The sequence below is a fragment of the Bradyrhizobium sp. B120 genome, assembly GCF_049075665.1.
Taxonomy (GTDB): Bacteria; Pseudomonadota; Alphaproteobacteria; order Rhizobiales; family Xanthobacteraceae; genus Bradyrhizobium.
In genome coordinates, this window is record NZ_CP185242.1 from 492,073 (window position 1) to 517,446 (window position 25,374).

The 25,374-nt window shown below is 65.4% G+C and carries 16 protein-coding genes; 7 read left to right on the plus strand and 9 right to left on the minus strand.

Annotation, left to right across the window (positions count from 1 at the left end; genetic code table 11):
• Positions 1-2: 2 nt before the first annotated feature.
• The 4 genes from cyoD to cyoA are packed head-to-tail and all read right to left on the minus strand — an operon-like array spanning position 3 to position 4,198.
• Positions 3-395: a cytochrome o ubiquinol oxidase subunit IV gene (cyoD, locus tag ACOIX3_RS02290; RefSeq protein WP_420968208.1), complete on the minus strand. Its 393-nt coding sequence runs from the start codon at positions 393-395 to the stop codon at positions 3-5.
• Positions 392-1,021 carry a cytochrome o ubiquinol oxidase subunit III gene (gene cyoC, locus ACOIX3_RS02295; protein ID WP_420968209.1) on the minus strand — a complete coding sequence of 210 codons (630 nt, stop codon included), beginning with the start codon at positions 1,019-1,021 and terminating at the stop codon, positions 392-394. The genes cyoD and cyoC overlap by 4 nt, the downstream gene beginning before the upstream one ends.
• On the minus strand, positions 1,018-3,021 hold the full coding sequence (gene cyoB / locus ACOIX3_RS02300) for a cytochrome o ubiquinol oxidase subunit I (RefSeq protein ID WP_420968210.1): 2,004 nt from the start codon (positions 3,019-3,021) through the stop codon (positions 1,018-1,020). The genes cyoC and cyoB overlap by 4 nt, the downstream gene beginning before the upstream one ends.
• Before the next feature lie 10 nt (positions 3,022-3,031).
• Positions 3,032-4,198: a ubiquinol oxidase subunit II gene (gene cyoA, locus ACOIX3_RS02305; RefSeq protein ID WP_420968211.1), complete on the minus strand. Its 1,167-nt coding sequence runs from the start codon at positions 4,196-4,198 to the stop codon at positions 3,032-3,034.
• Positions 4,199-4,442: 244 nt separating this feature from the next.
• Here cyoA and ACOIX3_RS02310 point away from each other — a divergent pair, with 244 nt between their 5' ends.
• On the plus strand, positions 4,443-5,735 hold the full coding sequence (locus tag ACOIX3_RS02310) for an MFS transporter (RefSeq protein ID WP_420968212.1): 1,293 nt from the start codon (positions 4,443-4,445) through the stop codon (positions 5,733-5,735).
• Positions 5,736-5,866: 131 nt separating this feature from the next.
• Here the strand turns inward: ACOIX3_RS02310 and ACOIX3_RS02315 are convergent, their stop codons facing one another.
• The gene (locus ACOIX3_RS02315) at positions 5,867-6,676 is read right to left on the minus strand and encodes a transporter (RefSeq protein WP_420968213.1); all 810 of its coding nucleotides are present in this window, start codon (positions 6,674-6,676) and stop codon (positions 5,867-5,869) included.
• Between the two features lie 221 nt (positions 6,677-6,897).
• Between ACOIX3_RS02315 and ACOIX3_RS02320 the strand changes: the two genes are divergently transcribed.
• A complete protein-coding gene (locus ACOIX3_RS02320) occupies positions 6,898-7,299 on the plus strand; it encodes a c-type cytochrome (protein WP_420968214.1) in 402 nt (133 codons plus the stop codon).
• Positions 7,300-7,471: 172 nt separating this feature from the next.
• On the opposite strand, the gene ACOIX3_RS02325 is transcribed toward ACOIX3_RS02320, so the two are convergent.
• Together ACOIX3_RS02325 and ACOIX3_RS02330 are read right to left on the minus strand one after the other, a co-directional pair.
• Positions 7,472-8,965 carry a M48 family metalloprotease gene (locus ACOIX3_RS02325; RefSeq protein WP_420968215.1) on the minus strand — a complete coding sequence of 498 codons (1,494 nt, stop codon included), beginning with the start codon at positions 8,963-8,965 and terminating at the stop codon, positions 7,472-7,474.
• Between the two features lie 54 nt (positions 8,966-9,019).
• Positions 9,020-9,769, minus strand: a complete 750-nt coding sequence (locus tag ACOIX3_RS02330; protein ID WP_420968216.1) for a thermonuclease family protein — start codon at positions 9,767-9,769, stop codon at positions 9,020-9,022.
• Between the two features lie 481 nt (positions 9,770-10,250).
• Between ACOIX3_RS02330 and ACOIX3_RS02335 the strand changes: the two genes are divergently transcribed.
• The 5 genes from ACOIX3_RS02335 (at position 10,251) to ACOIX3_RS02355 (ending at position 23,184) form a co-directional block, all read left to right on the plus strand.
• A complete protein-coding gene (locus ACOIX3_RS02335; protein WP_420968217.1) occupies positions 10,251-17,738 on the plus strand; it encodes an Ig-like domain-containing protein in 7,488 nt (2,495 codons plus the stop codon).
• A 158-nt stretch (positions 17,739-17,896) separates the two neighbouring features.
• Positions 17,897-19,102, plus strand: coding sequence for an ABC transporter substrate-binding protein (locus ACOIX3_RS02340; protein WP_342725103.1), 1,206 nt, complete (start codon positions 17,897-17,899; stop codon positions 19,100-19,102).
• 124 nt (positions 19,103-19,226) lie between these two features.
• The gene (locus ACOIX3_RS02345) at positions 19,227-20,021 is read left to right on the plus strand and encodes an enoyl-CoA hydratase (RefSeq protein ID WP_095731620.1); all 795 of its coding nucleotides are present in this window, start codon (positions 19,227-19,229) and stop codon (positions 20,019-20,021) included.
• Positions 20,022-20,036: 15 nt separating this feature from the next.
• Positions 20,037-20,792, plus strand: coding sequence for a hypothetical protein (locus tag ACOIX3_RS02350; protein WP_420971954.1), 756 nt, complete (start codon positions 20,037-20,039; stop codon positions 20,790-20,792).
• A 277-nt stretch (positions 20,793-21,069) separates the two neighbouring features.
• The gene (locus ACOIX3_RS02355) at positions 21,070-23,184 is read left to right on the plus strand and encodes an acetate--CoA ligase family protein (protein WP_420968218.1); all 2,115 of its coding nucleotides are present in this window, start codon (positions 21,070-21,072) and stop codon (positions 23,182-23,184) included.
• Positions 23,185-23,345: 161 nt separating this feature from the next.
• Here ACOIX3_RS02355 and ACOIX3_RS02360 read toward each other — a convergent pair whose 3' ends face one another.
• Both ACOIX3_RS02360 and ACOIX3_RS02365 read right to left on the minus strand, forming a co-directional pair.
• Positions 23,346-24,146: an enoyl-CoA hydratase/isomerase family protein gene (locus ACOIX3_RS02360; RefSeq protein WP_420968219.1), complete on the minus strand. Its 801-nt coding sequence runs from the start codon at positions 24,144-24,146 to the stop codon at positions 23,346-23,348.
• A 41-nt stretch (positions 24,147-24,187) separates the two neighbouring features.
• Complete coding sequence (locus tag ACOIX3_RS02365; RefSeq protein WP_420968220.1) at positions 24,188-25,348, minus strand: acyl-CoA dehydrogenase family protein; 1,161 nt, start codon at positions 25,346-25,348, stop codon at positions 24,188-24,190.
• Between the last annotated feature and the right edge of the window lie 26 nt (positions 25,349-25,374).

A 25,374-nucleotide genomic window follows, 5' to 3' on the forward strand; every position in this document is an offset into this window, starting at 1 on the left:
CGTCACGGCATCTGGCTCATGTCATGGATCGGCATCATGTTGACGTTGAGATGATGCATGACCCACAGCGAGCCGGTCAGCGCGATCACCACCATGATCACGGTGAAGATCATCGCCATCATGGTCCAGCCGTTCTCGGACCGCGTGTTCATGTGCAAGAAGTAAATCATGTGCACGACGATCTGCACCGCGGCGAGCACCAGCACGATCAGCGCGGTGACCTGCTTGTCGGCGATGGTGCCGGTCATCACCAGCCAGAACGGCACCGCGGTGAGGACGACCGAGAGGCCGAAGCCGATCAGATAGGTCTTCAGCGAGCCGTGGGCGGCGCCGCCATGGTCATCATGGCCGTGACCGCCGGCATTGGCTTCGAGAGTGCGGGCTTCTGTTGTCATCGCAGCATTCCCAGGAAATAGACGAAGGTGAAGACGCCGATCCAGACCACGTCGAGGAAGTGCCAGAACATCGAGAGGCACATCAGCCGGCGCCGGTTGGCTTCGGTGAGGCCGAAGCGCGCGGTCTGCACCATCAGCGTCACCAGCCAGACCAGACCGAAGGTGACGTGCAGGCCGTGGGTGCCGACCAGCGTGAAGAACGACGACAGGAAGGCGCTGCGCTGCGGCGTCGCGCCCTCATGGATCATGTGGGCGAACTCAGTGAGCTCGATGCCGAGGAAGGCGAGGCCGAACAGCCCGGTGATGGCGAGCCAGGCCTGAGTCGCGCCGATCTTCGATTTCTCCATCGTCAGCATGGCAAAGCCATACGTGATCGAGGAGAGCAGCAGCATCGTGGTGTTGAGCGCGACCAGCTTGAGGTCGAACAGGTCCTTCGGCGCCGGGCCGGCGGCATAGTTGCCGCCGAGCACGCCGTAGGTCGCAAACAGCATCGCGAAGATGAGGCAGTCGCTCATCAGGTAGATCCAGAAGCCCAGCATGGTGCTGGCGCCTTCCGGATGCGCGTGCTCGTCGATGACGTGGAAGACCGGTTCGGAGCTTTGTGTGGAGACGGTAGCAACGGTCATGTTTGGGCTCCTGCGGCGAGAACGCGCGTCCGCGCGTCTTCGGTCCGCACCACCTCATCCGCCGGGATGTGGAAGTCGCGGTGATAGTTGAAGGTGTGGCCGATCGCGACCGCGAGCAGCGCAACGAAGCTGACGGCGGCAAGCCACCAGATGTACCAGATCAGGCCGAACCCCATCACCGTCGCGAGGCCGGCGAGGATGACGCCGGTGCCGGTGTTGGAAGGCATGTGGATCGGCTTGAAGCCGGTCAGCGGCCGGCTGTAGCCGCGGCGCTTCATGTCCCACCAGGCGTCGTTGTCGTAGACCACCGGCGTGAAGGCGAAGTTGTAGTCCGGCGGTGGCGAGGAGGTGGCCCATTCCAGCGTGCGCGCGTCCCAGGGATCGCCGGTGGTGTCCTTCAGCTCTTCGCGGCGCAGGATGCTCACCGCGAACTGCACCAGCATCGCACCGATGCCGAGCAGGATCAGGAAAGCGCCGAAGGCCGCGATGACGAACCAGATCTGCAGGCTGGGATCGTCGAACACGCGAAGCCGGCGGGTCACGCCCATCAGGCCGAGCACGTAGAGCGGCATGAAGGCGAAGTAGAAACCCGAGACCCAGAACCAGAACGACAGCTTGCCCCAGAACGGATCGAGCTTGAAGCCGAACGCCTTCGGGAACCAGTAGTTGATGCCGGCGAACAGGCCGAACAGCACGCCGCCGATGATCACGTTGTGGAAATGCGCGATCAGGAACAGGCTGTTATGCAGCACGAAATCGGCCGGCGGCACCGCGAGCAGCACGCCGGTCATGCCGCCGATCACGAAGGTCAGCATGAACGCCACCGTCCACATCATCGGCAGCTCGAAGCGGATGCGGCCGCGATACATCGTGAACAGCCAGTTGAACATCTTCGCGCCCGTCGGGATCGAGATGATCATGGTGGTGATGCCGAAGAACGAGTTGACGCTGGCGCCGGAGCCCATCGTGAAGAAGTGATGCAGCCAGACCAGGTAGGACAGGATGGTGATGACGACGGTGGCGTAGACCATCGAGGTGTAGCCGAACAGCCGCTTGCCGGAGAACGTCGCGGTCACCTCCGAGAAGATGCCGAACGCCGGCAGCACCAGGATGTAGACCTCGGGGTGGCCCCAGATCCAGATCAGGTTCACGTACATCATCGGGTTGCCGCCGAAGTCGTTCGTGAAGAAGTTGGTGCCGACGTAGCGGTCGAGCGACAGCAGCGCCAGCACCGCCGTGAGGACCGGGAAGGAGGCGACGATCAGGACGTTGGTGCAGAGCGAGGTCCAGGTGAACACCGGCATCTTCATCATCGTCATGCCCGGCGCGCGCAGCTTGACGATGGTGCAGACCAGGTTGATGCCCGATAGCGTGGTGCCGACGCCGGCGACCTGTAGTCCCCATATGTAATAGTCGACGCCGACGTCAGGACTGTAGCCGATGTTCGACAGCGGCGGGTAGGCGAGCCAGCCGGTGCGGGCGAATTCGCCGACGAACAGCGACATCATCACCAGCACGGCGCCGCCGACCGTCATCCAGAAGCTGAAATTGTTGAGGAAGGGGAAGGAGACGTCGCGGGCGCCGATCTGCAGCGGCACCACGTAGTTCATCAGGCCGGTGACCAGCGGCATCGCTACGAAGAAGATCATGATCACGCCGTGGGCGGTGAAGACCTGGTCGTAGTGATGGGCCGGGAGATAGCCGTCCGAGCCGTTGAAGGCGATCGCCTGCTGCAGGCGCATCATCAGCGCGTCGGCGAAGCCGCGCAGCAGCATCACGATGCCGAGGATCATGTACATGATGCCGATGCGCTTGTGGTCGACGGTGGTGAACCACTCGCGCCACAGATAGGTCCAGAGCCGGAAGTAGGTGACGATGGCGAACAGCGCGAGCCCGCCGGTCGCGACCACCGCGAAGGTGCCGACCAGGATCGGCTCGTGCAGCGGCAGCGCGTCCAGATTGAGGCGGCCGAAGATCATCTTGATGAGATCGGGATTCATGCGGCGCTCCTCAGGAGTCTGATTTTGGGCGCTGGCCGAGCAGCAAGGATGTCGATGACGGATGGGCGGGAGAGAACGGCGGGCGCTTCAGCCCGACACCACGCAGCGGCGTCAGGTCGAGCGGCGCGAGAACGTCGCGCGACGGGGCGTCCTTGATCTCGTCCATCGCGCAGATGCCGGCGACGAAGGTCGGCTCAGAGCCGAGCGGCGCGCCGCGGCGGGCGTATTTGTCGTAAGTCAGCGGCAGCGTGTTGTTGAGGCCTTCGCGGCCGAGGCCGCCCTTGGCGTCGATCGCCATCATCTCGCTCATGCACATCTTGCCGGGCTCGACGCACATGTTGAGGATCGCCTTGTAGAGATCGCGATCGACCGAGCGATAGAGCCGCACCGGATCGTTCTGGCTCGGACGCTCGAGCTGCAGATAGTCGGTGCGGCCGAGCATGCTGCCGCTGGCCCTGGCGGTGCCGATCCACTTGTCGAAATCGGCGCTTGACACGCTCTTGAACTCGAAGTGCATGCCGGAGAAGCCGGCGCCGCTGTAATTGGCGGAGAAGCCTCTGTAAGTGCCTTCCTTGTTGGAGACCGCGTGCAGCTTGGTCTCCATGCCGGGCATCGCGTAGATCTGGCCGGCAAGGGCGGGGATGTAGAACGAGTTCATCACGGAAGAGGCCGTGATGCGGAAGCGGATCGGGCGGTCGACCGGAGCTGCGAGCTCGTTGACGGCGGCGACGCCATAGTCCGGGTAGATGAACAGCCACTTCCAGTCGAGCGCGACCACCTCGACATTGAGCGGGGCGTCCTTGCTCTCGATCGGCTTGTCGGCGGCGATGCGCCCGAGCGAGCGGTAGGGATCGAGCAGATGCGTGCCCATCCAGGTCAGCGCGCCGAGGCAGATGATGATCAGAAGCGGCGCCGACCAGATCACGAGTTCGAGCTGGGTGGAGTGATCCCACTCGGGCTCATAGGGCGCCGCGGTGTTGGACTGACGGTAGCGCCAGGCGAAGAAGATGGTCAGCGCCATCACCGGAAGCACGATGATGAGCATCAGGACGGTGGAGATCACGACGAGGTCGCGCTGCTGGATTGCGACGTCGCCGGCAGGGGCCAGGACGACGAAATCGCACCCGCCAAGGAGCGCCGCGAACGGCAATAAGGCCAATAATTTCAAGGCGCGCACGGCTCACCCCACTGGAATTTTATGAGTTCCGCCAAGGGGTAGCTGCGATGCAGCAAGGTTGACATTGGACAATTTGTCCAATGTTGCACTGCGGGATGGGCCGTCACAAGATGAGGTGGACCGCGTGGCAAAGGCTGCCCGTGGCCTCATCTAGCTTGAGCATGATCGGTTCGGAAAACCGGTTTCCACTTTTCCGGATCACGCTCCAAAGGACGGTTCTCCGGCGATGGCACAGGCCCCAGCAATGGCTCACGGCACCCCGACGGCATCAGGTCACGGGCAGGCGAAACCCGGCGAAATCGCCATCGGCGTCATCATCGGGCGCACGTCGGAATTCTTCGACTTCTTCGTCTACGCGATCGCCTCGGTGATCGTGTTCCCGAAGCTGGTGTTTCCGTTCGTCAATGAACTGACCGGCACGCTCTATTCATTCGGCATCTTCGCGCTGGCCTTTGCCGCGCGGCCGCTTGGTACCGTCATCTTCATGGCGGTCGACCGCCGCCACGGCAAGGGCGCCAAGCTCGTCATCGCGCTGTTCCTGCTCGGCACCGCCACGGTGGCGCTCGCGTTTCTGCCCGGCTACGACACGATCGGCGCGGCGGCGATCTGGCTGCTCGCGGCCGCGCGCGTCGTGCAAGGTATCGCCTGGGGCGGCGCGTGGGATGGCCTCGCCTCGCTGCTCGCGATGAATTCGCCCGCGAACAAGCGCGGCTGGTACGCAATGGTGCCGCAGCTCGGCGCGCCGCTCGGGCTGATCGTGGCGAGCGCGCTGTTCGCGTTCTTCGCCGGCAACCTCTCGGCGGATGATTTCTTCGATTGGGGCTGGCGCTATCCGTTCTTCGTCGCCTTCGCGATCAACGTGGTGGCGCTGTTCGCGCGGCTGCGCATGGTGGCGACCGACGAATACTCAGAGCTGTTCGAAAGCCGCGATCTGGAGCCGGCGCGGGTCGGCGAGACCATCGCGCAGGAGGGCCGCAACATCCTGCTCGGCGCCTTCGCGCCGCTGGCGAGCTTTGCGCTGTTCCACATGGTCACGGTGTTTCCGTTGTCGTGGGTGTTCCTGTTCACCAAGGAAAGCCCGGTGCGCTTCCTCATCATCGAGATGATCGGCGCCATGGTTGGCGTCGCCGCCATCGTCGCCTCCGGCATGATCGCCGACCGCGTCGGGCGCAAGCCGCTGCTGCTGGGGTCGGCGGTCGCGATCGCGGTCTATAGCGGCTTTGCCCCGCAACTGCTCGATGCCGGGGCGTTCGGCGAGACGATCTACATGGTGCTCGGCTTCGTGCTGCTCGGCCTGTCGTTCGGCCAGTCGTCCGGCGCGATCGCCTCGAACTTCGCGCGGACCTATCGCTACACCGCCTCGGCGCTGACCTCGGATTTCGCCTGGCTGTTCGGTGCCGGCTTCGCGCCGCTCGCCGCGCTGCTGCTGGCGACCCATTTCGGCCTGATCTCGGCCGGCGCGTATCTGTTGTCGGGTGCGGTGTGGACGCTGCTCGCGCTCTGGCTGAGCGGCCTGCGCGAAGCGGAAGTCAATTAGTCACGCGGCCCGTCTCGTTCTGCTTGTAGCCCGGATGCAGCGAAGCGAAATCCGGGACCGCTCTCACCGCGGATGGTTCTGCCCCGGATTGCGCTGCGCTCCATCCGGGCTACGCAGCGTAATCGGTTCGACTAGCGAAACAGCCCGTCGACACGGAACGAATAGCCGAGACCTACGATGTAGTTTGGCGAGTTGCGGTTGAGCCCGAACGCGACGTGGAGGTCGAGCTGCTGGGTCGGCGTGAGCCGGTACAGGCCGCCGGAATTGATCAGCTGGATCGGCCGCGCGCCGTCGGGATAGTCGCCGACATATTCGGTGAACACGCTGATCCGCTCGGTCAATTTCTTCTCGATCACGAAGGTCGCTTCCGACATGTGCTGGCCGGTCAGCTCGGCGGGGCGGAAGAATTCCGTGAACATGCCGCTGACGCCCCAGCCGTCATGCAGCTCCCATGACCATGGCAGCTGGATGTAGGGCTGCGCGCCGCGCCCGGCGATGGCGGCCGCGCCGGTCGGCAGCGCGACGCCGGCGGTGATCGACAGGTCGACCTTTCCCGGCACCGGGCTGATCTGCCATTTCAGTCCGGGAGCGACGTCAGAGAAGCCCGCGGCGCCCGGCGATCTCACAGTGCCGGTATAGCTCGGCAGGTCGATCAGGACCTCGAGGCAGGGCGCGATGCCGAGCCGCCAGCGGCTGTTGCTGCCGTCGATGCTGCGGCCACTGTTGCGGCCGGTCAGGTTGATGCCGTTCTCGCTCTGCAGGCTCCCGACCGGCACGACGATACTCGAATTGGTGACGTCGGGCCGGTCGGTCGCAATTTCGTCGCTCGGCTTGGGACAACCGTCCGCGCGCGCAGCGGTGGCTGCTGCGAGGGTGAGCGCAGCAAGCACGCACCCGAGTTCGGCAAGTCGAGCGACGGCGCCGAACCGATTGTGAAACACTGGGGATGCTCCAAAAACCCGGCGCCGCTGCGGAGGTGGCAGCTAGGATCGTGATCGGCTGATGACGCGGATATTCCTCGTCGGAGGCAAAAAAACTTCAACAACAAGCGCCATTCTTGGCGATCGATGCGGCTGGTGTCCAGCGGGGCGGGCGAAATTTCAGGGAATAGAATGGCGGCCTGACTGCTCCTGTTGTGGTGGCAAAACAGGAGACCCCCGGAATGACCATTCGTTCGATCGCAGGCACGCTGGCGCCGCGGCACGCCAAAATTGCCGCGATGGCGGCCATCGCGATCCTGCTGGCGCTGAACAGCGCCCGTGCGGCGGGCGATGCGTCACGCGGGGCCACGCTGTACCAGGGCTGCGGCGATTGTCATTCGATCGAGAAGAACGACGTCGGTCCGATGCACAAGGGAGTGGTGGGCCGCCTTGCCGGCTCGGTCGCGGGCTACAATTACTCGCCGGCGCTGAAGGACTCGAAGATCGTATGGACGGAGGCCAATCTCGACAAATGGCTCACCGGTCCGGACGCGATGGTTCCGGGCACCAAGATGTTCTACGAGGTTCAGGATCCGAAGGACCGCGCCGACATCATCGCCTTCCTCAAGGAGAAGGCGAAGTAGGGTGTTCTCTCTACGTCGTCCCTGCGGAAGCAGGGACCCATAACCACAGGAACAAGTTGTTGGGCCGCGCTGTGGCCCCAGCTTGTTCAATCCATCGATAGCTGTGGTTATGGGTCCCGACCTTCGCCGGGACGACAGCGGTAGCGAGACGCGAGCGCGACGCTTCGCAGCCTCAATCCACCACGATCTTGACGCGGTCGCGCGGCTTGATCTGGGCGTGGGCGTCGAGGCCGTTGAGCACGCGGAAGCGCTCGGTCGGATGATCGACGCCGGCCATGCGATGCGACAGCGATTCCACGGTGTCGCCGGGCTGCACGTTGATGACCTTGATGCGCAGCGGGCGCGCGGCCTGGATCTCGTCGAGGGTCAGGCGACGGAATGAATTGACGGTCTCGCGCGCGTTGCGCTCGCTCTCGGTGGATTTCTGCTTGGCGGCGAAGATGAAGCGGTAGACGTCGCTGCCGAAGCGCAGCGCGTAGACCTTGAACTGCCACTGGTCGCCATGCGCGGTGGCCGACGCCGCCGGAAAGCCGTTGATGTTGAGGTCCTCGGTCGAGGACTTCTCGACGCCTTCCATCCAGCCGGAATTCAGGTAGTCGCCGAGCGACTGCTCGGCCGGCACCCGCACCACGTCGAAGCGCATCGCCTGGCTGCCGCCCTCGCGCACGCCGATCACCGCCTGCGCGGTGTTGTCGAGCGTGAAATTCTCGGGCGCGGTGAAGGTGAAGCCGAGCTTGGGATGCAGGAAGCGGCGGCCGCGCACAAAGCCTTCGCTGGGATCCTCGCCATAGACGATGTTGTCGATCGCGGCGAGATAGGTCTCGCGGTCGCGCTCGTTGCTCTCGGGCGATGAGTATTGCCGCGCGGTGGTCTGCGCATTGGAGATGCGCTCCGGCGTTGCCGGATGCGACGAGGTGAAGTCCTGCGCACGCGGATCGAGCGCGGTCTTGCCGATCTTGAGCGCGGCATTGCGCTCCATCGCGGTCAGGAAGCGCGCCGCGCCGTAGGGATCGAAATGCGCGCGCGCGGCGATCCCGACGCCGATGCCGTCGGCCTCGAACTCCTGCTGCCGCGAGAAGCTCGCCATCGTCAGCTTGGTCTTGGCGAGCGCCAGCGCGGTGAGATCGGGATCGGTGCTCATGTCGGTGACGACGCGCGTCACCACCGCCGCCTGGCGCGCTTGGTCCTCGCGCATCGCGGCGTGCTTGGCCAGCACATGCGCCATCTCGTGGCTCAGCACCGAGGAGAGCTCGGAGGTGTCGCTGGCGAGCGCGATCAGGCCGCGCGTGACGTAGAGCTGGCCGGTCGGCAACGCGAAGGCGTTCACAGCGCCTGAATTGAGGATCGTCACCTTGTAGGCCTGGTCGGGCCGTTCGGACGCGGCGACCAGCCGGTCGACGGTCTTGCCGATCAGCGCCTCGAGCTTCGGGTCGTCATAGGCGCCGCCATAGGACGACAGGATGCGCTCATGCTCGCGCTCGCTGTTGGGCGTCTGCTGCACCACCCGGTTCGGCTTCACCGGCGCCGCCGCCGCGGTCGGCGCGACCTGCTCGAAGCGGCCGACATTGCCGCAGGCCGACAGCGTCAGGGCCGCGCATACGAGCGCCAGCGCAGCCGAAAGCCGGCGGCCAGTTCCATCTTCACGCGGTCCAGCGTGTTCAATCACGTCAAAAACCCACAAACTGTCCCGTAATCGGCCAGGCCGTGGCCTGTGGGGCCCCTAGTTCCCGCCGAGCACTTCAATCTGCCCCACCCGGAGCAATTCGATTCGCGGCCCACGTCGTGCTTCCACCCAGCCTCGCACACGAATCCTACGATTTTCCAGAGACTTGGGCGCAAGCCCGGCTGCCTCAAACGCAGGGACTATGCGCCTTGAAATAGTCAGAGCAAAGTCCCGTGTCCAGTTTCGGCCGAAATTCAGGTAGGTCATCGCCCCCGCCTGGCGGACCGACAAAACCCGGCCCTCAACCACCGTAAAGCGCCCGATCCCGGCCAAAATATCGTCCGGACTTTCGGCGTTTTTTATGACCGTGGCCTCGGCCCAGGTTCCCGATCGGGCGCCCCGCGCCTCGGCCTCCGCCGCCATTAGCGCCGTGGCGCAGTCCTTGTCGGCGATCTCGGACGATACCAGCGCGAGGCCCTGGCGCAGCAGCTCGCTTTGCACGGGATGCTCGCTGCCTTCGACGAAGGCGTAAGCCGGCTGCCGGCCGTAGCGGTCCGGCGTGTCGTCCTGTCCGCGCAGCGTCACCTCGCGGCCGACCAGCAGCGCCGACAGCATCGACGTGGCCTTCGCCCGGTCCGCCACCTCGATGCCGGCGAGCTTGACCTCGCGGCCGTCATCCAGCCGCAGGCTGCGCGCATCGACCACAGCCGCAACGCGACCTTCGCCCTGAATCTCGAAATTGCATCCGGCCGCTTCGGCGCGTCCGATGCAGGCGCCGATCGCAAGCGCGCACGCCGTCATCGTCATCGCCCGCGGGTGGCATTGCCATGCTCTATCGCGTGGAGGCGTCATGCTGCGCTCGTCACTCCGGCGTGCTCCGTTCGGCGCGTGGTCGCCGACGAGGACAGTTTGACGGAAACATCGCCGCTGAGCCACATGCGAAGCGAGGCCGCATCGGCGGGGCCGATCGTGATTCGGCGACGCATCGCCGATCAATTCCTTGCAGTGCTTCTCATCGCGCGCAGGCACGAGATCCCAGTTTCACATCAATGCACGGCCGCTGCGGGACGAATGTGTCTCGTATGTCGCCTGTCGTGACGAAGATTGGCGTTTGAGCCCGCGCAACGCGGTCCTCGCGGGCGTCAAGCTTACCCATTGAGCATCTCAACTCCGTGCGCGGAATGAGAATTCATTATTGTTGCCAATGACTTGCGGCGCAAGTTAATTAATCGGCAATTTTTGAAACAGCGACCGATCGCGGTCGCCCATTGATATTGCCGAGGGCTTTGTGTCGGACCCCGTTGTTCTCACGCTGTCGATCAGCAATACGCTCGACGAGTATCTCCAGCTCTATGGTGCGATCCACGCCATCAGCGTCGGCGGAAGTTTCGCTGCTGCCAACACCGACTACATCATCAATTTCTCGCTCACGTCGGGCCCGCGCACGGTGGCGCTGCTGGATGATCTGCCGGCCATCAACCTGATGAGCGGCTCGACGCTCACCTTCGACGGCAACAACGACTACTCCAATCATTTGGGCGGCCAGGAATATTCCAACGTCATCGACGCGCACGGCTTTCAAGGCTTCGTCGTCACGTCCGGCAAGGTGACGTTCAAGAACCTCACCATCGTCAACGCGGCGGCCAGCGGCGGCAGTGGCGGGACAGGTGGCGGCGGTGGCGGAGCGGGTCTTGGCGGCGGCCTGTTCGTCGGACAGAACGCCGACGTCACGCTGAACAACGTCAACTTCGGCAGCAATACCGCCAAGGGCGGCAACGGTGGCGCGGTCGATCCAGCCGGCGGTGGCGGCGGTGGCGGCGGCATCGGCGCCGACGGCGGCAGCGGTAATGGCGGCGGCGGTGGCGGCGGCGGCTTCGGCGGCCACGACTACTACGGCTACCACGGCATTGGCGGCAACGGGTACAGCGAGGCCGGCTACGACTCGCAACATCCTTCGCCCGGCGCGCAGACGTCCGGCGGCACACCGGCGACCGTTGTCGGTCCGGGCGGCGGGCAGAGCGCCGATAATTACGGCGGTATCGGTTTCGGCGCGCACGCCGCCGGCGGCGCGGACGGTGGCGGTGGCGCTGGTGGTGTCGGTGGTGGTGGCGGTGGCATCGGCGGTGGCAATTCGGTGGGCGGAGGCCCCTCGGGTACACTCGTCGGCTTCGGCGGCGCCGGTGGTATGGGCGGCGGTGGCGGCGGCGGCATTTTTGGTGGCGGCAGCGGCGGTTTCGCCGGCGGCGGTGGCGGCTCCGGCACCGGCAGCGGATACGCGCACACCGGCGGCAATGGCGGCTTCGGCGGTGGTGGCGGCGGTTCGAACGGCACGCCCGGCACCGGCGGCTTCGGTGCCGGCAGCGGTTCGCTCGGCGGTGGCGGTGGCCTCGGCGCCGGCGGAGACATCTTCGTTCAGCAAGGCGGCAAGCTGACCGTCATCGGCGGCACCCTGATGGATGCCACGGAAACCGGCGGTACCGGCGCCAATGGCGCGGGCAACGGCTCCGGCTATGGCGACATCTTCATCCAAGGCACGTTGGTCGTTACGCCGACGCACGCCGGTTCCGATATCTTCGGAAACCCACTGACAATCACGACCCTCACGATCGGCGACAGCATCGCCGACGAGCGTGGCCTCAGCGGCAGCGGCACCACGGGAAAACTGGTCGTGTCCGGCGGCGGCACGCTGACGCTGACCGGTGCGAGCAGCTTTGTCGGCGGCACGCAGATTGACGGTGGCAACGTCCTCTCGATCACGGCCGACAACAACATCGGCGGGTCGGCCGGCGCGCTGATCCTCAATGGCGGCATGCTGACCACGACCGGTGGCTATACCTTCACGCACGACATTCAGGTCACCGCCAATGGCGGCACGTTCGATATTTCGTCCGGCACGATCGCCGACACCGGCTCGATCAGCGGCGCTGGCACGTTCATCCTGTCCGGCACCGGGACATTGCAGCTCGGGATGGGTCAGCTCGCCGGGCTGACGGGGACGTTCGGTCTGAGCAGCGCGCATCTCTCGCTGACGTCGAGCGGCACTTTCGACGACACGCTCTCGGTCAGCGGCAATTCGATCCTGGCGATTGCGAATGGGTCAACCGTCACCGACACTGCCCTCGTCACCGGCAGCGGCAATCTCGGCATCGACGGCGGCGGCACGTTGGTGCTCGGCCATGCCGCTAACAGCTACGGCAACACGACGATCTATTCCGGCACGGTGTGGCTCACCGCGGCCGGCGCCGCCGGGACCGGCAACATCTCGTTTACCTCAGGCATTGTCGGTACGCTGAAGATCGACAACGCCGCGCTGAGCGGTAATGCGTTCAGCAACACGATCGCGAACTTCAATCCCGGCCAGTTCATCGACCTGACCGGGCTGCAATACAACACCCAGAATCCGTCGCTCAACACCGTCAGCCTGTCCGGCAACGCGCTCTCGGTCTCCAACGGCACCACGACCGATACGCTGACCCTTGCCGGGGTCGGCGCCGGAACCAGTTTCCAGCTCTCGCAGGATGCGAACGGTGGAACGATCGTGCAGGTCGTGTCGACCCGCGTCTTCAATGTCTCCAACGTCGCCCAGCTCAATGCGGCCATCCTGCAGATGGATTCCGGCGGGGCGAACGCCGCGCCAAATGCCAATTACACGATCAACATCACTGCCAACTTCAGCCTGACGTCGGAGCTGTACGCGCTCAATCTCTTGAGCGGATCGAGCGTCACGATCAATGGCAGCGACGGTCACGGCGGCACCCATACGATCGACGGCCTCAACGCCCAGCGCGGCTTCTTCGTTTATTCGGGCAGCGTCAATCTCGAGAACCTGACCATCCAGAACACGCTGGCTGCCGGCGGCGGCGTCATCCAGGGCGGCGGCGGCGGTGGCGCCGGGCTCGGCGGCGCGCTGTTCGTCTCGTCGAACGGCAGCGTCACGATCGACAATGTCGTGTTTCACAACAGTGCCGCGATCGGCGGTAAGGGCGGAACCGGTAGTACCGCGAGCAACGCCAACATCGACGGCTTCGGCGGCGGTGGCGGCATGGGGGGCCAAGGCGGAAACAGCAGCGGTGGCGGCATCGGTCTTCACGCGCAGGGTGCGAACTCCGCCGCATTTCAGAACGGGTCCGCTGGCATCGTCCCCGGCGCCCCGGGGGGTGGCAAGGGAGTCGACGGCTACCTGATCCCATACGGAAGCGGGACCCTTCTTTACTGGTATGGCGGAACGGGCGGCGCCAATGGCGGCGGCGGCGGCGCGGGTGGTTTCTTCGGCAACAATAACCGCGCACACGGCACCGGCGGCGGCGTCGGCGGCGGCAACGCAATCGACGGCGGCAATGGTGGCTACGGTGGTGGCGGCGGGGCGTTCGGCAATGGTGGTTTCGGTGGTGGCGGCGGCTATGGCGGCAATGGCGGCTTCGGCGGCGGTGGTGGCGTCAGCGGGCTCGGCGGCTTCGGCGGTGGTGATGGCACGGCGGGCGGCGGCGGCGGGCTTGGCGCGGGCGGCACCGTCTTCGTTCAGCAAGGCGGCTCGCTGACCATCAAGGGCGGCTCGCTCTCCAACGATTCCGGCTTCAACGCCGTCAAGGGCGGCACCAATGGCATCGGCCAGGCGAGCGGTTCGGGCATCGGCTCCGGCATCTTCATCCAGGGCAACAGCAATCTCAGCTTCGCGCCGGCCAGCGGCCAGACGCTGACCGTCGCCAACGACATCGCAGACCAGAGCGGCAATGGCGGCACCGGTGCCAATGCCGGCGTCGGCGGCCTCGTCATCAGCGGTGGCGGCACCGTGATTCTCGGCGGCAACAACAGCTATACGGGCAACACCGCTGTCAGCGGCGCCGGCACGAGGGTATCGATCTCCGCCAACGTCAATCTCGGCGCGGTCACCAACATGCTGACGCTGGGCGACGGCACCGGCATCAGCTTCACCGACGGCTTCACGCACACCCGCAACATCGCGGTCTCGGGCGATCCGGTCTTCAATGTCGCAGCCGGCGAGACCGTCACCCAGAGCGGCGTGATCTCCGATGGCGCGACGCCGGGCGATGTCGAGGTGACCGGCGGCGGCAGGCTGGTGCTGTCTGCGCACAATACCTATTCGGGCGGCACGGTTATCAAGGGCTCGATCCTCGAACTCGCGGCGAGCGGCGCGGCGGGAACGGGCGCGATCGCCTTCACCGACGGCAGCACCGAGAAGCTCGTGCTCGATGCCGCTGCATTCTCCGGGGCGTCGTTCGGCACATCGATCACAGGCTTTTCCGGCGGCGATACGATCGACTTCGGCAACATCGCCTATGATGCGACCGCTACGCTGTCCTATGCGAACGGCGTGCTCTTGGTGAAGAGCAGCGGCGGGACCACGCTCGCCTCGCTGCATCTGAGCTTTGGCGCGGGCGCCACGGCCGGCTCGTTGAGCCTTGGCTCCGACGGCTCGGCCTCGCCGCATCTCGAGCTCAGGTCACAGGCGAGCATCGCCTCGGTCACGGCTGACACTACCGGTCATCTCACGACGCTGAACACCGGCAAGGTCGTCACCATATCAGTGAATTTCAGCAACACGGTGAGCGTGACCGGTGTACCGGAGCTGCTGCTCAACGACGGCAAGGCCGCGAGCTATGTCAGCGGCAGCGGCTCGCAGGCACTGGTGTTCAGCTACACCGTGCAGGCCGGCGACAGCACGTCGGACCTTCAAGTGCAGAGCCTCTCGCTCAATGGCGGCACGATCAAGGATCCCGGCGGCCAGGACGCCGACGTCACCCATGCGGCGACCGATCTGCATCTCGTGATCGACGGGGTCGCGCCGACCGTGTCGGTTGCCGCGACCCCGGCCTCGCTGCTGGCCGGACAGGCCTCGACCGTCACCTTCACCTTCTCCGAGGCGGTCACGGGCTTCGCGCTGACGGATACGACCGTGAGCGGCGGCGCGCTGGGCAACCTCGTCCATGTCGGCTTCAACGCTGCGCACCAGGACGTCTATACGGCGACCTTCACGCCCGACGTGACCAACTCCGAGGCAGGCTCGGTGCAGGTCAACGTATCGAGCTATACCGACATTGCCGGGAATGCCGGCGCGGCGAGCAGCGCGATCACCTTCACCGGCGACACCAAGGCGCCGACGGTTCAGGTGACCGCCGATCACACCGCGCTGATCGCCGGCGATGCCGCGCTCGTCACCTTCACCTTCTCAGAAGCTGTCGCCGGCTTCGGGCTGGGCGATGTCACCGTCAGCGGCGGTACGCTGGGTAACCTCACGCATGTCGGCGTCGACGGCTCCGGCCATGATGTCTACACCGCGACCTTCACGCCCGACGTCAGCAACACTGAAGCGGGCTCGGTCCAGGTCAACGCGTCGAGCTATACCGACGTCGCCGGCAATTTCGGCTCGTCGAGCAACACGATCGCCTTCTCCGGCGACACCAAGGCGCCGACGGTGTCGGTTTCGGCCGACCACGGCCCGCTGCTCGCAGGTCAGACCTCCACCGTCACCTTCACCTTCTCCGAGGCCGTCGCGAGCTTCGCGCTCGGCGATGTCAGCGTCAGCGGCGGCACGCTGGGCGGCCTTGTCCACCTCGGCGTCAACGGCGCCGGCCAGGATATCTACACCGCGACCTTCACGCCTGATGTCACCAACGCCGAAGCAGGCTCGGTGCAGGTCAGCGCGTCCGGTTATAGCGATACGGCCGGCAATGCGGGCGCGGCCAGCAATACGGTGACCTTCGCCGGCGATACGCTGGCGCCAACCGTCTCCGTCACGCTCAATCCGGACGCGGTGCTGGCCGGCGACCTCTCGGTTGCGACCTTCACCTTCTCGGAGGCCGTCGCGGGCTTCACCCTTGTCGGCACCAGCGTCCATGGCGGCGCGCTGAGCAACCTCGTGCATGTCGGGCTCAACAGCTCCGGTCACGATGTCTACACCGCGACGTTCACGCCTGATGTCAGCGACACCGAGACCGGCTCGGTGAAAGTCAATGCGTCCAGCTACAGCGATCTGGCCGGCAATGCCGGTGCGGCGAGCAACATCGCCACGATCGGCGGCGATACGCTGGCGCCGACGGTGTCGATCGCGGCGGACCGCAACGCGCTGCTGGCGGGGCAGACCGCCCTGGTGACGTTCACCTTCTCCGAACAGATTGCGAGCTTTGCGCTCGCTGACGTCACCGTGCAGGGCGGGGCGCTGGGTCACCTGGTCCATGTCGGCGTCAACGCTTCGGGTCAGGACGTCTACACTGCAATCTTCACGCCGGACGAGAGCAACGCCGAGGCGGGCTCGGTGCAGGTCACGGCATGGAGCTACACCGACGTCGCCGGCAACGCCGGTGCGGCAAGCAGCACCATCAGTTTCACCGGCGATACCAAGGCGCCGACGGTATCGGTCGCGGCGAGCCCGAGCACGCTGCTGGCCGGTCAGAACTCGGTTGTCACCTTCACCTTCTCCGAGCACGTCGCGAGCTTTGCGCTCACGGATACCGTCGTCGCCGGTGGTGCGCTAACCAATCTGGTCCATGTCGGGCTCAATGTGTCAGGCCAGGACGTCTACATCGCGACCTTCGCGCCCGACATCAACGATGTCCTGGCGGGTTCGATCCGGGTCTCGGGCTCGAGCTATACCGACGACGCCGGCAATGCCGGCGCGGCTGGTAATACCGCCACGATCGGTGGCGACACGCATTCGCCGACGGTGTCGGTCGCGGCCGACCATACCCTGTTGCACGCGGGCGACGCGGCGTTGATGACGTTCACCTTCTCCGAGGCGGTCGCGGGCTTCGGGCTCGGCGATATCGCGGTCCATGGCGGACTGCTCGGCAGCCTCGTCCATGTCGGCGTCAACGGCGCCGGCCATGATATCTACACCGCGGTCTTCACGGCCGACGTCACCGACCATCTGTCGGCCGATCTGTCCGTCACTGCGTCGAGTTACACCGACGTTGCCGGCAATGCCGGTGGTGCAAGCAACGCGGTCAACTTCACCGGCGACACCAAGCCGCCGGCGGCGCCGGGGCTGGCACTGCACCAGGACACCGGCTTCTCGGGGGCCGACCACATCACCAATAATCCGCTGATCGACTACGCCAGGTCGGATGTCGCCGACACGCTGCGCTTCAAGGCCGACGGCGCGTCGAGCTTCTCGACGGTGGCGCCGGTCTTCAAAACTGATGGCGTGCACACCGTGACGGTGCAGGAGGTCGACGCCGCCGGCAATGTCAGCACGTCATCGAGCCTGACCTTTACCCTCGACACCGTTGCGCCCCATCTCACCGGAATCACAGCAACCCCGTCCGGCGGTGTTGCGGCGACGGGCTCGCTGGTGCAGTTGACGGTCGGCTTCAACGAGGCGGTTCACGTCGTCAGCGCCACGCCGAGCCTGATGCTGAACGACGGCGGCAGCGCGATCTACGATGCTGCGGCAACCGCGCTGCTCGGCGATCCCTCGAAGCTGGTGTTCGACCACATCGTGTCGTCGACGAATCGTGCCGCATCGCTCTCCGTGACCGGCTTCGCCGCCAACGGCTCAAGCGTCGTCGACCTGGCCGGCAATGCGGCCTCGCTGTCGGCGGTGTCCGCCGCCTTCGACGCGCTGCACATCAACGAAACCATCGCGCCGGCTTACACGTTCGGGCCGATCACCCGCCCGGAACTGCATCTGGATCTCGGTGGTCACGTCATCATGGACACTGTGGCGTCGGCGTTCGCCGGACAATATGGCATGCAGTACCTGTTCCTCGGGCTGCCGGCTGGAACGCCCTATCAGACGGTTTCCGACTTTCATCTCTGATCGTATCGCGCTGAGGCGGGCCGGCGCGGCGCGTCATTCCGCTTAGCGGAAAACAGATTGCTGTCGCTGCGGCTTGCTGCAGTGCGGGCCATGCGGCATGATCCGGCCCTCGACACGGACCTGATGGAATGAGGTCCGTTCTTCAAGGGAGGATCTGAATGAGACGGGTTTTGGCCGGCGTGTTGGCCTGTGTGTTTGCGATCTCGGCGAATGCGTCGCTGGCGCAGGACAAGCCTCCGCTGAAGCTCGGCGGCATCCTCGATATGTCGAGCCTCTACGCCGATATCACCGGTTCGGGCAGCGAAACCGCCGCCAAGATGGCGGTGGAGGATTTCGGCGGCACGGTGCTCGGCCGCAAGGTCGAGATCGTGGTCGGCGACCACCTCAACAAGGCCGATCTTGCCGCCAACATCGCCCGCGACATGATCGATAACCAGGGCGTCGAGATGATCTTCGACGTTGCGGCGTCCGCGACGGCGCTCGCTGCCGGCGAGATCGCCAAGGCCCGCGGCAAGATCATCATGTTCAACGGCCCGGGTTCGATCCGCCTCTCCAACGAGGCCTGCGGCCCCTATACCGTGCACTACGTGTTCGACACTTTCGCGCAGGCCAATGTGACCGGCCTTGCCGCGGTGAAATCCGGCCTCGACACCTGGTTCTTCCTGACTGCGGACTACGCGTTCGGCCAGGACCTGGAAAAGGACACCAGCAATGTCGTGGTGAAGTCGGGCGGCAAGGTGCTCGGCAGCGTGCGGCATCCGATCAACACCTCGGACTTCTCCTCCTTCCTGCTGCAGGCGCAGGCCTCCAAGGCCAAGGTGATCGGGCTCGCCAACGCCGGCGGCGACACCATCAACGCGATCAAGCAGGGCGCCGAGTTCGGCATCACCAAGGGCGGCCAGAAGATCTCGCCGCTGCTGGCCTTCGTGACCGATATCGACAGCGTCGGGCTCGAGACCGCGCAGGGGCTGCTGCTCGCGGAAGCCTTCTACTGGGATCTCAATGATGACACCCGCGCCTTCACCAAGCGCTTCATGGAGCGGACCAAGCGAGTGCCGACCTCGGCCCAGGCCGGCGTCTACTCCTCCGTGACGCATTATCTGCAGGCGGTGAAAGCCGCCGGCACCACCGACGCAGCCGCCGTCATGAAGGTGATGAAGGAGACCCCGATCAACGACATGTTCGCCAAGAACGGCCGGATTCGTGAGGACGGCCGCATGGTGCACGACATGTATCTGTTCGAGGTCAAGAAGCCCTCGGAATCCAAAGGCCGCTGGGACGACTACAAGCTACTTGCGACCGTGCCGGGCGACCAGGCGTTCCAGCCGCTGTCGGAATCGCGCTGCCCACTGGTGAAGAAGTGACGCGAAGCGTCATTCCGGAGCGATGCGCAGCATCGAATCCGGAATCTCGAGATTCCGGGCCTGATTCTTCGGACCATCCCGGAATGACGCTGAGACAACCAACAACAACGAAAGGCAAAACGCCATGAGCGATAATCAGATGGTTCTCCAATCCCTCGACAAGGGCCTGCTCACCATCACCATGAACCGTCCGGATCGGCGCAATGCGCTCAATCCCGACATGACGCGCGGCCTCGTCGAGGCGGCGCGGCGGGCGCAGGACGATACCGAGGTGCGTGCGGTGCTGATCCGCGGCGCCGGCGGCACCTTCTGCGTCGGCGGCGACGTCAAGTCGATGGCGGAAGGCCGTGCACCGCTGCCGTTCGAGGCCAAGATGGCGAACCTACGCCGCGGCATGGAGGTCTCGCGCATCCTGCACACGATGCCGAAGCCCGTGGTGGCGCAGCTCGACGGTGCGGCGGCCGGCGCCGGGCTCTCGATCGCGCTGTCCTGCGATCTGCGCGTCGCCAGCGCCTCCTGCAAGATCACTACGGCCTTTGCCAAGGTCGGCTTCTCCGGCGATTACGGCGGAACGTATTTCCTGACCAAGATGCTCGGCAGCGCCAAGGCGCGCGAGCTCTACATGATGTCGCCGGTGCTGTCGGCGCAGGAAGCCTACAACCTCGGCATGGTCTCCAAGGTGGTGCCCGACGCCGATGTCGAGGCCGAGACGCTGGAGCTGGCGCGGTCGTTGGCACAGGGCCCGTCGGTGGCGCTCGGCTACATCAAGCGCAACATCAACAATGCCGAGACCATGACGCTGGAGGCCTGCTTCGACGGCGAGGCGATCCACCACACCCGCGCCGGCGAGACCACCGACCACAAGGAAGCGGCCAAGGCCTTCGTCGAGAAGCGCAAGCCCACTTTCCAGGGTCAGTAAGCCGTGACCAATTCCATGGCCGACTACATGCGGCTGCGGCAGATCTGCCTGGTGGCGCCGCAGCTTGCGCCCGTGATCGCTGATATCTCCGCGATCATGGGCCTCGATGTATGCTACCGCGACGGCAACGTCGCCAAATACGGCCTCGAGAACGCACTGCTGCCGGTCGATACCATCCTGCTGGAAGTGGTCGCGCCGTTCCAGCCGGGTCCGGGCACGGCGGCCGGCCGCTTCATGGAAAAGACCGGCGGCCGCGGCGGCTACATGGCGATCTTCTGCTGCGAGGATCCCGACGCGCGCGGCGCCAAGGCCAATGCGATCGGCGTGCGGACCGCGAACGTGATCACGCACGCGCCCTATTACGGCGTGCAGCTGCACCCGCGCGACTGCCGCGCCGCCTTCATCGAGTTCAACCACACCGACGGCAGCGACGACGTGCGGGGGCCATACCCGCCGGCCGGCCCCGACTGGCAGAAGTCGATCCGCAAGGACACGACCCTGGCGCTCACCGAGGTCGAGATGCAGAGCCCCGAGCCCGAGGGGTTGGCGGCGCATTGGGGGAAGATCGTCGGTATTCCCGCTGACGGCGCCGTGGTGAAGCTGCCGAACGCGACCTTCCGCTTCGTCAAGGGCGACAGCGAGATCATGAGCGGCTTGACGTTCAAGGTTGCCGACAAGGCCAAGGTGCTGGACGTCGCGAAAGCGAGGGGCTGCGCGGTGAAGGGCGATGAATTCCAGCTTTGCGGCGTGACGTTTAAGCTGACGGACTGATTTCGTAGCCCGGATGCAGCGAAGCGAAATCCGGGGCCGCGCTGTCCGCGGACGGACCGCCCCGGATTGCGTTGCGCTCCATCCGGGTTACACAGTGTCAATTCCGTCATCCTGAGGAGCGCGTAGCGCGTCTCGAAGGATGCACGGCCACCGACCGGGCCGATTCATCCTTCGAGACGGCCGCGATGCGGCCTCCTCAGGATGACGGGGAAAGATTGAGCCCGCGGCCTCGATCCAATATCGTTGAGCGCAACAAGAACAATTGGAACACGCCCCCATGCCGCATCCGCTCGATTCCTTCTTCGCCCCAAAGAGCATCGCGCTGATCGGCGCCTCGCGCGATCACGAGAAGATTCCCGGGCGGTTGCTCGCGATGCTGCGCAAGAACGGCTATCCCGGCCGGCTCTATCCGATCAATCCGAACTATGACGAGATCGACGGCTTGAAATGCTTCAAGTCGATCGCCGAGATCGGCGCGCCGATCGATCTTGCCGTCATCGTCATTCCGGCGCGTGCGGTCGTGCCGGCGCTGGAGCAATGCGCTTCCGCCGGCGTCAAGAACGCGGTCATCATCTCGTCCGGCTTTGCCGAGGAGGGCGGCGACAGCGCAGCGATGCAGGATGCGATCGTGGCGCTGGCGAAGCGAACGGGCATGCGGATATCCGGTCCGAATGCGGAAGGGTTTTACAGCCAGGTGCAGAAGGTCGCCGCGACCTTCAGCCCGACCGTCGACGTCAAGCCGGATGCGCCGACACTGGTCGCAAGCCAACGGCGGATCGGCATTGTCGCGCAGAGCGGCGGCATCGGCTTTGCGATCTATCATCGCGCCAAGGCGCTTGGTGTCGCGCTCAGCTACGTCGTCAGCGCCGGCAATGAGAGCGATCTCGGCGCCGGCGAGTTCCTCGACTACATGGTGCAGGACCCTTCGACCGACGTGATCCTGCTGTTCATCGAGGGCATCCGCGACGTCGACAAGTTCCTGGCGGCGGCGAAGCGCGCGGCGGAGCTCAGGAAGCCCGTCATCGTCACTAAAGTGGGCCGCTCCGGCGCCGGCGAGCGGGCAGCAGCCTCGCACACCGCGAGCATGGCGGGCTGGTCGGCGGCCTATGACGCGGTGTTCGCGAAATATGGCTTCATCGTCTCCAACGATCTCGACGAGGCCGTGACGATTGCTGCCGTTCTGACCACCAATCCGCTGCCGAAGGGCGACCGTGTCGCGGTGCTGACGGTGTCCGGCGGCGCCGGCATCTGGGGCGCCGACACGGTGTCGATGCAGGGCCTGCGCGTGCCGGAGCTCTCAGTCGCGATCCAGAGCCAGATCAAGCAATGGATGCCGTCCTATGGCGCGGCAGGCAATCCGGTCGACGTCACCGCGCAGGGCGTCTCCTCTGGCGGCCTGCAGAAGAGCATCGAGCTGTTCGACGCGTCAGATGAAGTGGATGCGACGCTGGTCGTGCTGTCGCTGTCGAGCGAGACGCGGATGCCGTTCAAGGAGGCCGAGCTGAAGCCGGTGATCGCGGCGCAGAACAAGCCGGTGGTGTTCTATTCCTACACGCTACCGTCGCAATTCGCGCGGCAGGAACTCGCGAAGTCGGGCGTGGTGGTGCTCTCGGGGCTGACCCATGTCGGCGTCGCGATGCGGCGGCTGGCGGACTATGCAGCCTTCAAGCCCACGCCGGAGATGGCGGCATCGGCGTCGCCGACGCGCGATCTTTCCGTGCATCTCACGGCGAAGACGTTGTCCGAACATGACAGCAAGACCTTGCTGCGTGCGGCCGGGATCGCTTTGCCGGACGAAGTGCTGGTGACCGACCGCGACGGGCTGGATGCCGCGATCGAGCGGGCCGGATTTCCACTTGTCATGAAGATCCAGTCGCCTGACATCGCGCATAAGAGCGAGGTTGGCGGCGTCCGCGTCAACATCGCCGCCAAGGGCGCGGCGTTCACGGCCTATCGCGACATGCTGGAGAGCGTGCAGAAGGCGCGGCCGGATGCTGCAATCCAGGGCGTGCTGGTCGGGCCGATGGCCAGGAAGGGCGTCGAGATCATCGTCGGCACCATGACGGACGCAACGTTCGGGCCGATGGTGATGGTGGGGCTCGGCGGCATCACGACCGAGCTGTTCAAGGATGTGATCTATCGTCCGGCGCCGGTGAGCCCGGCTGAGGCGACCACGATGCTGGCGACGCTGAAAGCCGCGCCGCTGCTGCACGGCTTCCGTGGAGCGCCGAAGTCCGATGTCGCGGCGCTCGCGCAATTGATCTCGCAGATTTCAGTGCTGGCGGCGCAGCACCGCAGCGAGATCGCCGAGATCGAGGTCAATCCGGTGTTGGTGCACCCGGAGGGGCAGGGCGTGACGATCGTCGATGCGCTGGTGGTGCGGAGAAGTTAGCGAGCCACCTCCCCACCGTCGTCCCGGGCTTGACCCGGGACCCATACGCCGCGGCCCGCGGAAAGGGCACAAGGGGAGACGGCTTGTCTCCCCACTGGCATCTGTGGTTATGGGTCCCGGCTTTCGCCGGGACGACCGTGTTGAGAGAGCAGCGCTCGCGGCTACCGCCCCTTGAAGTTCGCGACGCGGCGCTCGGCGGTGGCCTTGACGCCTTCCTTGAAGTCTTCGGTCGCGCGCAGCTTGGTCTGCTCTTCCAGCTCATGGTTGGTCGCGGCGAGCACGCGGTCGGCGAGGCCGGCGCGCATGGTGGCGCGGGTCGAGACCAGGCCGAGCGGCGAGCATTCGGCGATCTCCTGCGCGAGCTTCATCGCCTCGGCCCGCACCTGGTCCTGCGGCACCAGCACGTTGGCAAGGCCCCAGCGATAGGCCTCTTCGCCGGTGACGCGGCGGCTGGTGTAGAACATCAGCTCCGCATTGTTCTTGCCGATCAGTTCGGGCAGCGTGGTGGTGAGGCCGAAACCCGGATGGAAACCGAGCTTGGTGAAGTTCGCCGCGAAACGCGCCTCGGGGCAGGCGACGCGGAAGTCGGCGGAGACCGCAAGGCCAAGGCCGCCGCCGATCGCGGCGCCGTGGATCGCCGCGACGATCGGCTTCTTGTTGCGGAAGATGCGCACCGCCTGAACATAGAGATGATTGATCGGCAGGTTCGAGGCCGGATCGCTCTTGGACCGCTCCTCCTGCTCCTGTCGGGCCGGATCGCCGAAATTGGCACCGGCGCAGAACGCCTTGCCTTGGGCTGCGAGCACCGAGGCGCGGATCTCGATATTGTTGTCGAACTCCTCCAGCGCGTCGGCGATCTGGTTGATCAGCGCGACGTCAAAGAAGTTCAGCGGCGGCTTGCGGATCTCGATCAGGCCGACATGGCCGTGGGTCTCGACGCCGATATCCGTGTATTTGGTCATTGATCTGTCCTCGTTGAATTTGTGCAAGCGAGCCCGCGCGGTCAGCGCAAGCCCAAGCCGCGGGCGATGATGCCGCGCAGCACTTCGGTGGTGCCGCCCTGGATCGTCAGCTTGGGCGCGGTCTTGATGGCGAAATCGAGCTGCTTTTCCAGCGTCTCGCGATTGGTCGCGGTCTCCTCGACGAATGCCGCGAGGTCGCGGACGCGATGCGGCAGCTGCTGCTCCCACACCGTGCCGATGTCCTTGACGATCGAGGCCTCCACCACCGGCTCCTTGCCGGCCTGCAGCATGCCCGCGACCGACACCGACATGCGGCGCATGGTATGAACTTGCGCGACCAGCCGGCCGATGCCCTCGGCGCTGCGGGTGTCCGGGTTCTTGCCGACGGCACGCACCAGCTCGGTGAGCACATAGTACGTTTCGAGGAAGCGCTCGGGGCCGGAGCGTTCATAGGCGAGCTCGGACGTCGCCTGCTTCCAGGCGCCGTCGACCTCGCCCAGCACGTGATCGTCGGGCACGAAGTAGTCGGTGAACACCACCTCGTTGAACTCGAACTGGCCGGTGATCTGGCCGATCGGATTCACCTGGATGCCCGGCTGCTTCATCTTGACCAGGAATTGGGTCAGGCCGTGGCGGCGGTTTTCCTTGGTCGGCGGCGAGGTGCGGAAGATCGCGATCATGTAGTCGGCGATGTGCGCCGACGAGGTCCAGATCTTGGTGCCGTTGATCAGATAGCCGCCGTCGGTCTTGGTGGCGCGGGTCTTCGCCGCGAACAGGTCGGAGCCGGAGTTCGGCTCGCTCATCCCGATGGCAAAGCAGATCTCGCCGCGGCAGATGCGCGGCAGGATGTCCATCTTGATGTGCTCGGGCGCGTATTTCAGAAGCACCGGCCCGCTCTGGCGGTCGGCGACGAAGAAGCGCCGGGTCGGCGCGTTCGCCACCCGCATCTCCTCGGTCACCACGTAACGTTCGAGGAACGAGCGTTCCTGGCCGCCATATTTCTTCGGCCAGGTCATGCCGAGCCAGCCCTTGGCGCCGACGCGGCGGGAGAATTCCGGCGCGTCATTGTCCTCGCGGTTCGGCGCGTAAGGATCGAAGGTGCCGGCGGCGATTTCCTCGGCGAGGAAGGCGCGCACTTCCTTGCGGAGCTGCTCGCACTTTTCCGGCAGGCGGATCGGATCGAAACGAAGGGCTGCGGTCATGATGTCCAGTCCTGATCTTTCTGCCT

Coding starts and splice junctions, on each gene's coding strand:
- ACOIX3_RS02330 (WP_420968216.1), bottom strand. CDS start 9,769: ATGACGATGACGGCGTGCGCGCTTGCGATCGGCGCCTGCATCGGACGC.
- cyoC (WP_420968209.1), bottom strand. CDS start 1,021: ATGACCGTTGCTACCGTCTCCACACAAAGCTCCGAACCGGTCTTCCAC.
- cyoB (WP_420968210.1), bottom strand. CDS start 3,021: ATGAATCCCGATCTCATCAAGATGATCTTCGGCCGCCTCAATCTGGAC.
- ACOIX3_RS02350 (WP_420971954.1), top strand. CDS start 20,037: ATGGCCGACTACATGCGGCTGCGGCAGATCTGCCTGGTGGCGCCGCAG.
- ACOIX3_RS02365 (WP_420968220.1), bottom strand. CDS start 25,348: ATGACCGCAGCCCTTCGTTTCGATCCGATCCGCCTGCCGGAAAAGTGC.
- ACOIX3_RS02355 (WP_420968218.1), top strand. CDS start 21,070: ATGCCGCATCCGCTCGATTCCTTCTTCGCCCCAAAGAGCATCGCGCTG.
- ACOIX3_RS02310 (WP_420968212.1), top strand. CDS start 4,443: ATGGCTCACGGCACCCCGACGGCATCAGGTCACGGGCAGGCGAAACCC.
- ACOIX3_RS02360 (WP_420968219.1), bottom strand. CDS start 24,146: ATGACCAAATACACGGATATCGGCGTCGAGACCCACGGCCATGTCGGC.
- ACOIX3_RS02320 (WP_420968214.1), top strand. CDS start 6,898: ATGACCATTCGTTCGATCGCAGGCACGCTGGCGCCGCGGCACGCCAAA.
- ACOIX3_RS02345 (WP_095731620.1), top strand. CDS start 19,227: ATGAGCGATAATCAGATGGTTCTCCAATCCCTCGACAAGGGCCTGCTC.
- cyoD (WP_420968208.1), bottom strand. CDS start 395: ATGACAACAGAAGCCCGCACTCTCGAAGCCAATGCCGGCGGTCACGGC.
- ACOIX3_RS02340 (WP_342725103.1), top strand. CDS start 17,897: ATGAGACGGGTTTTGGCCGGCGTGTTGGCCTGTGTGTTTGCGATCTCG.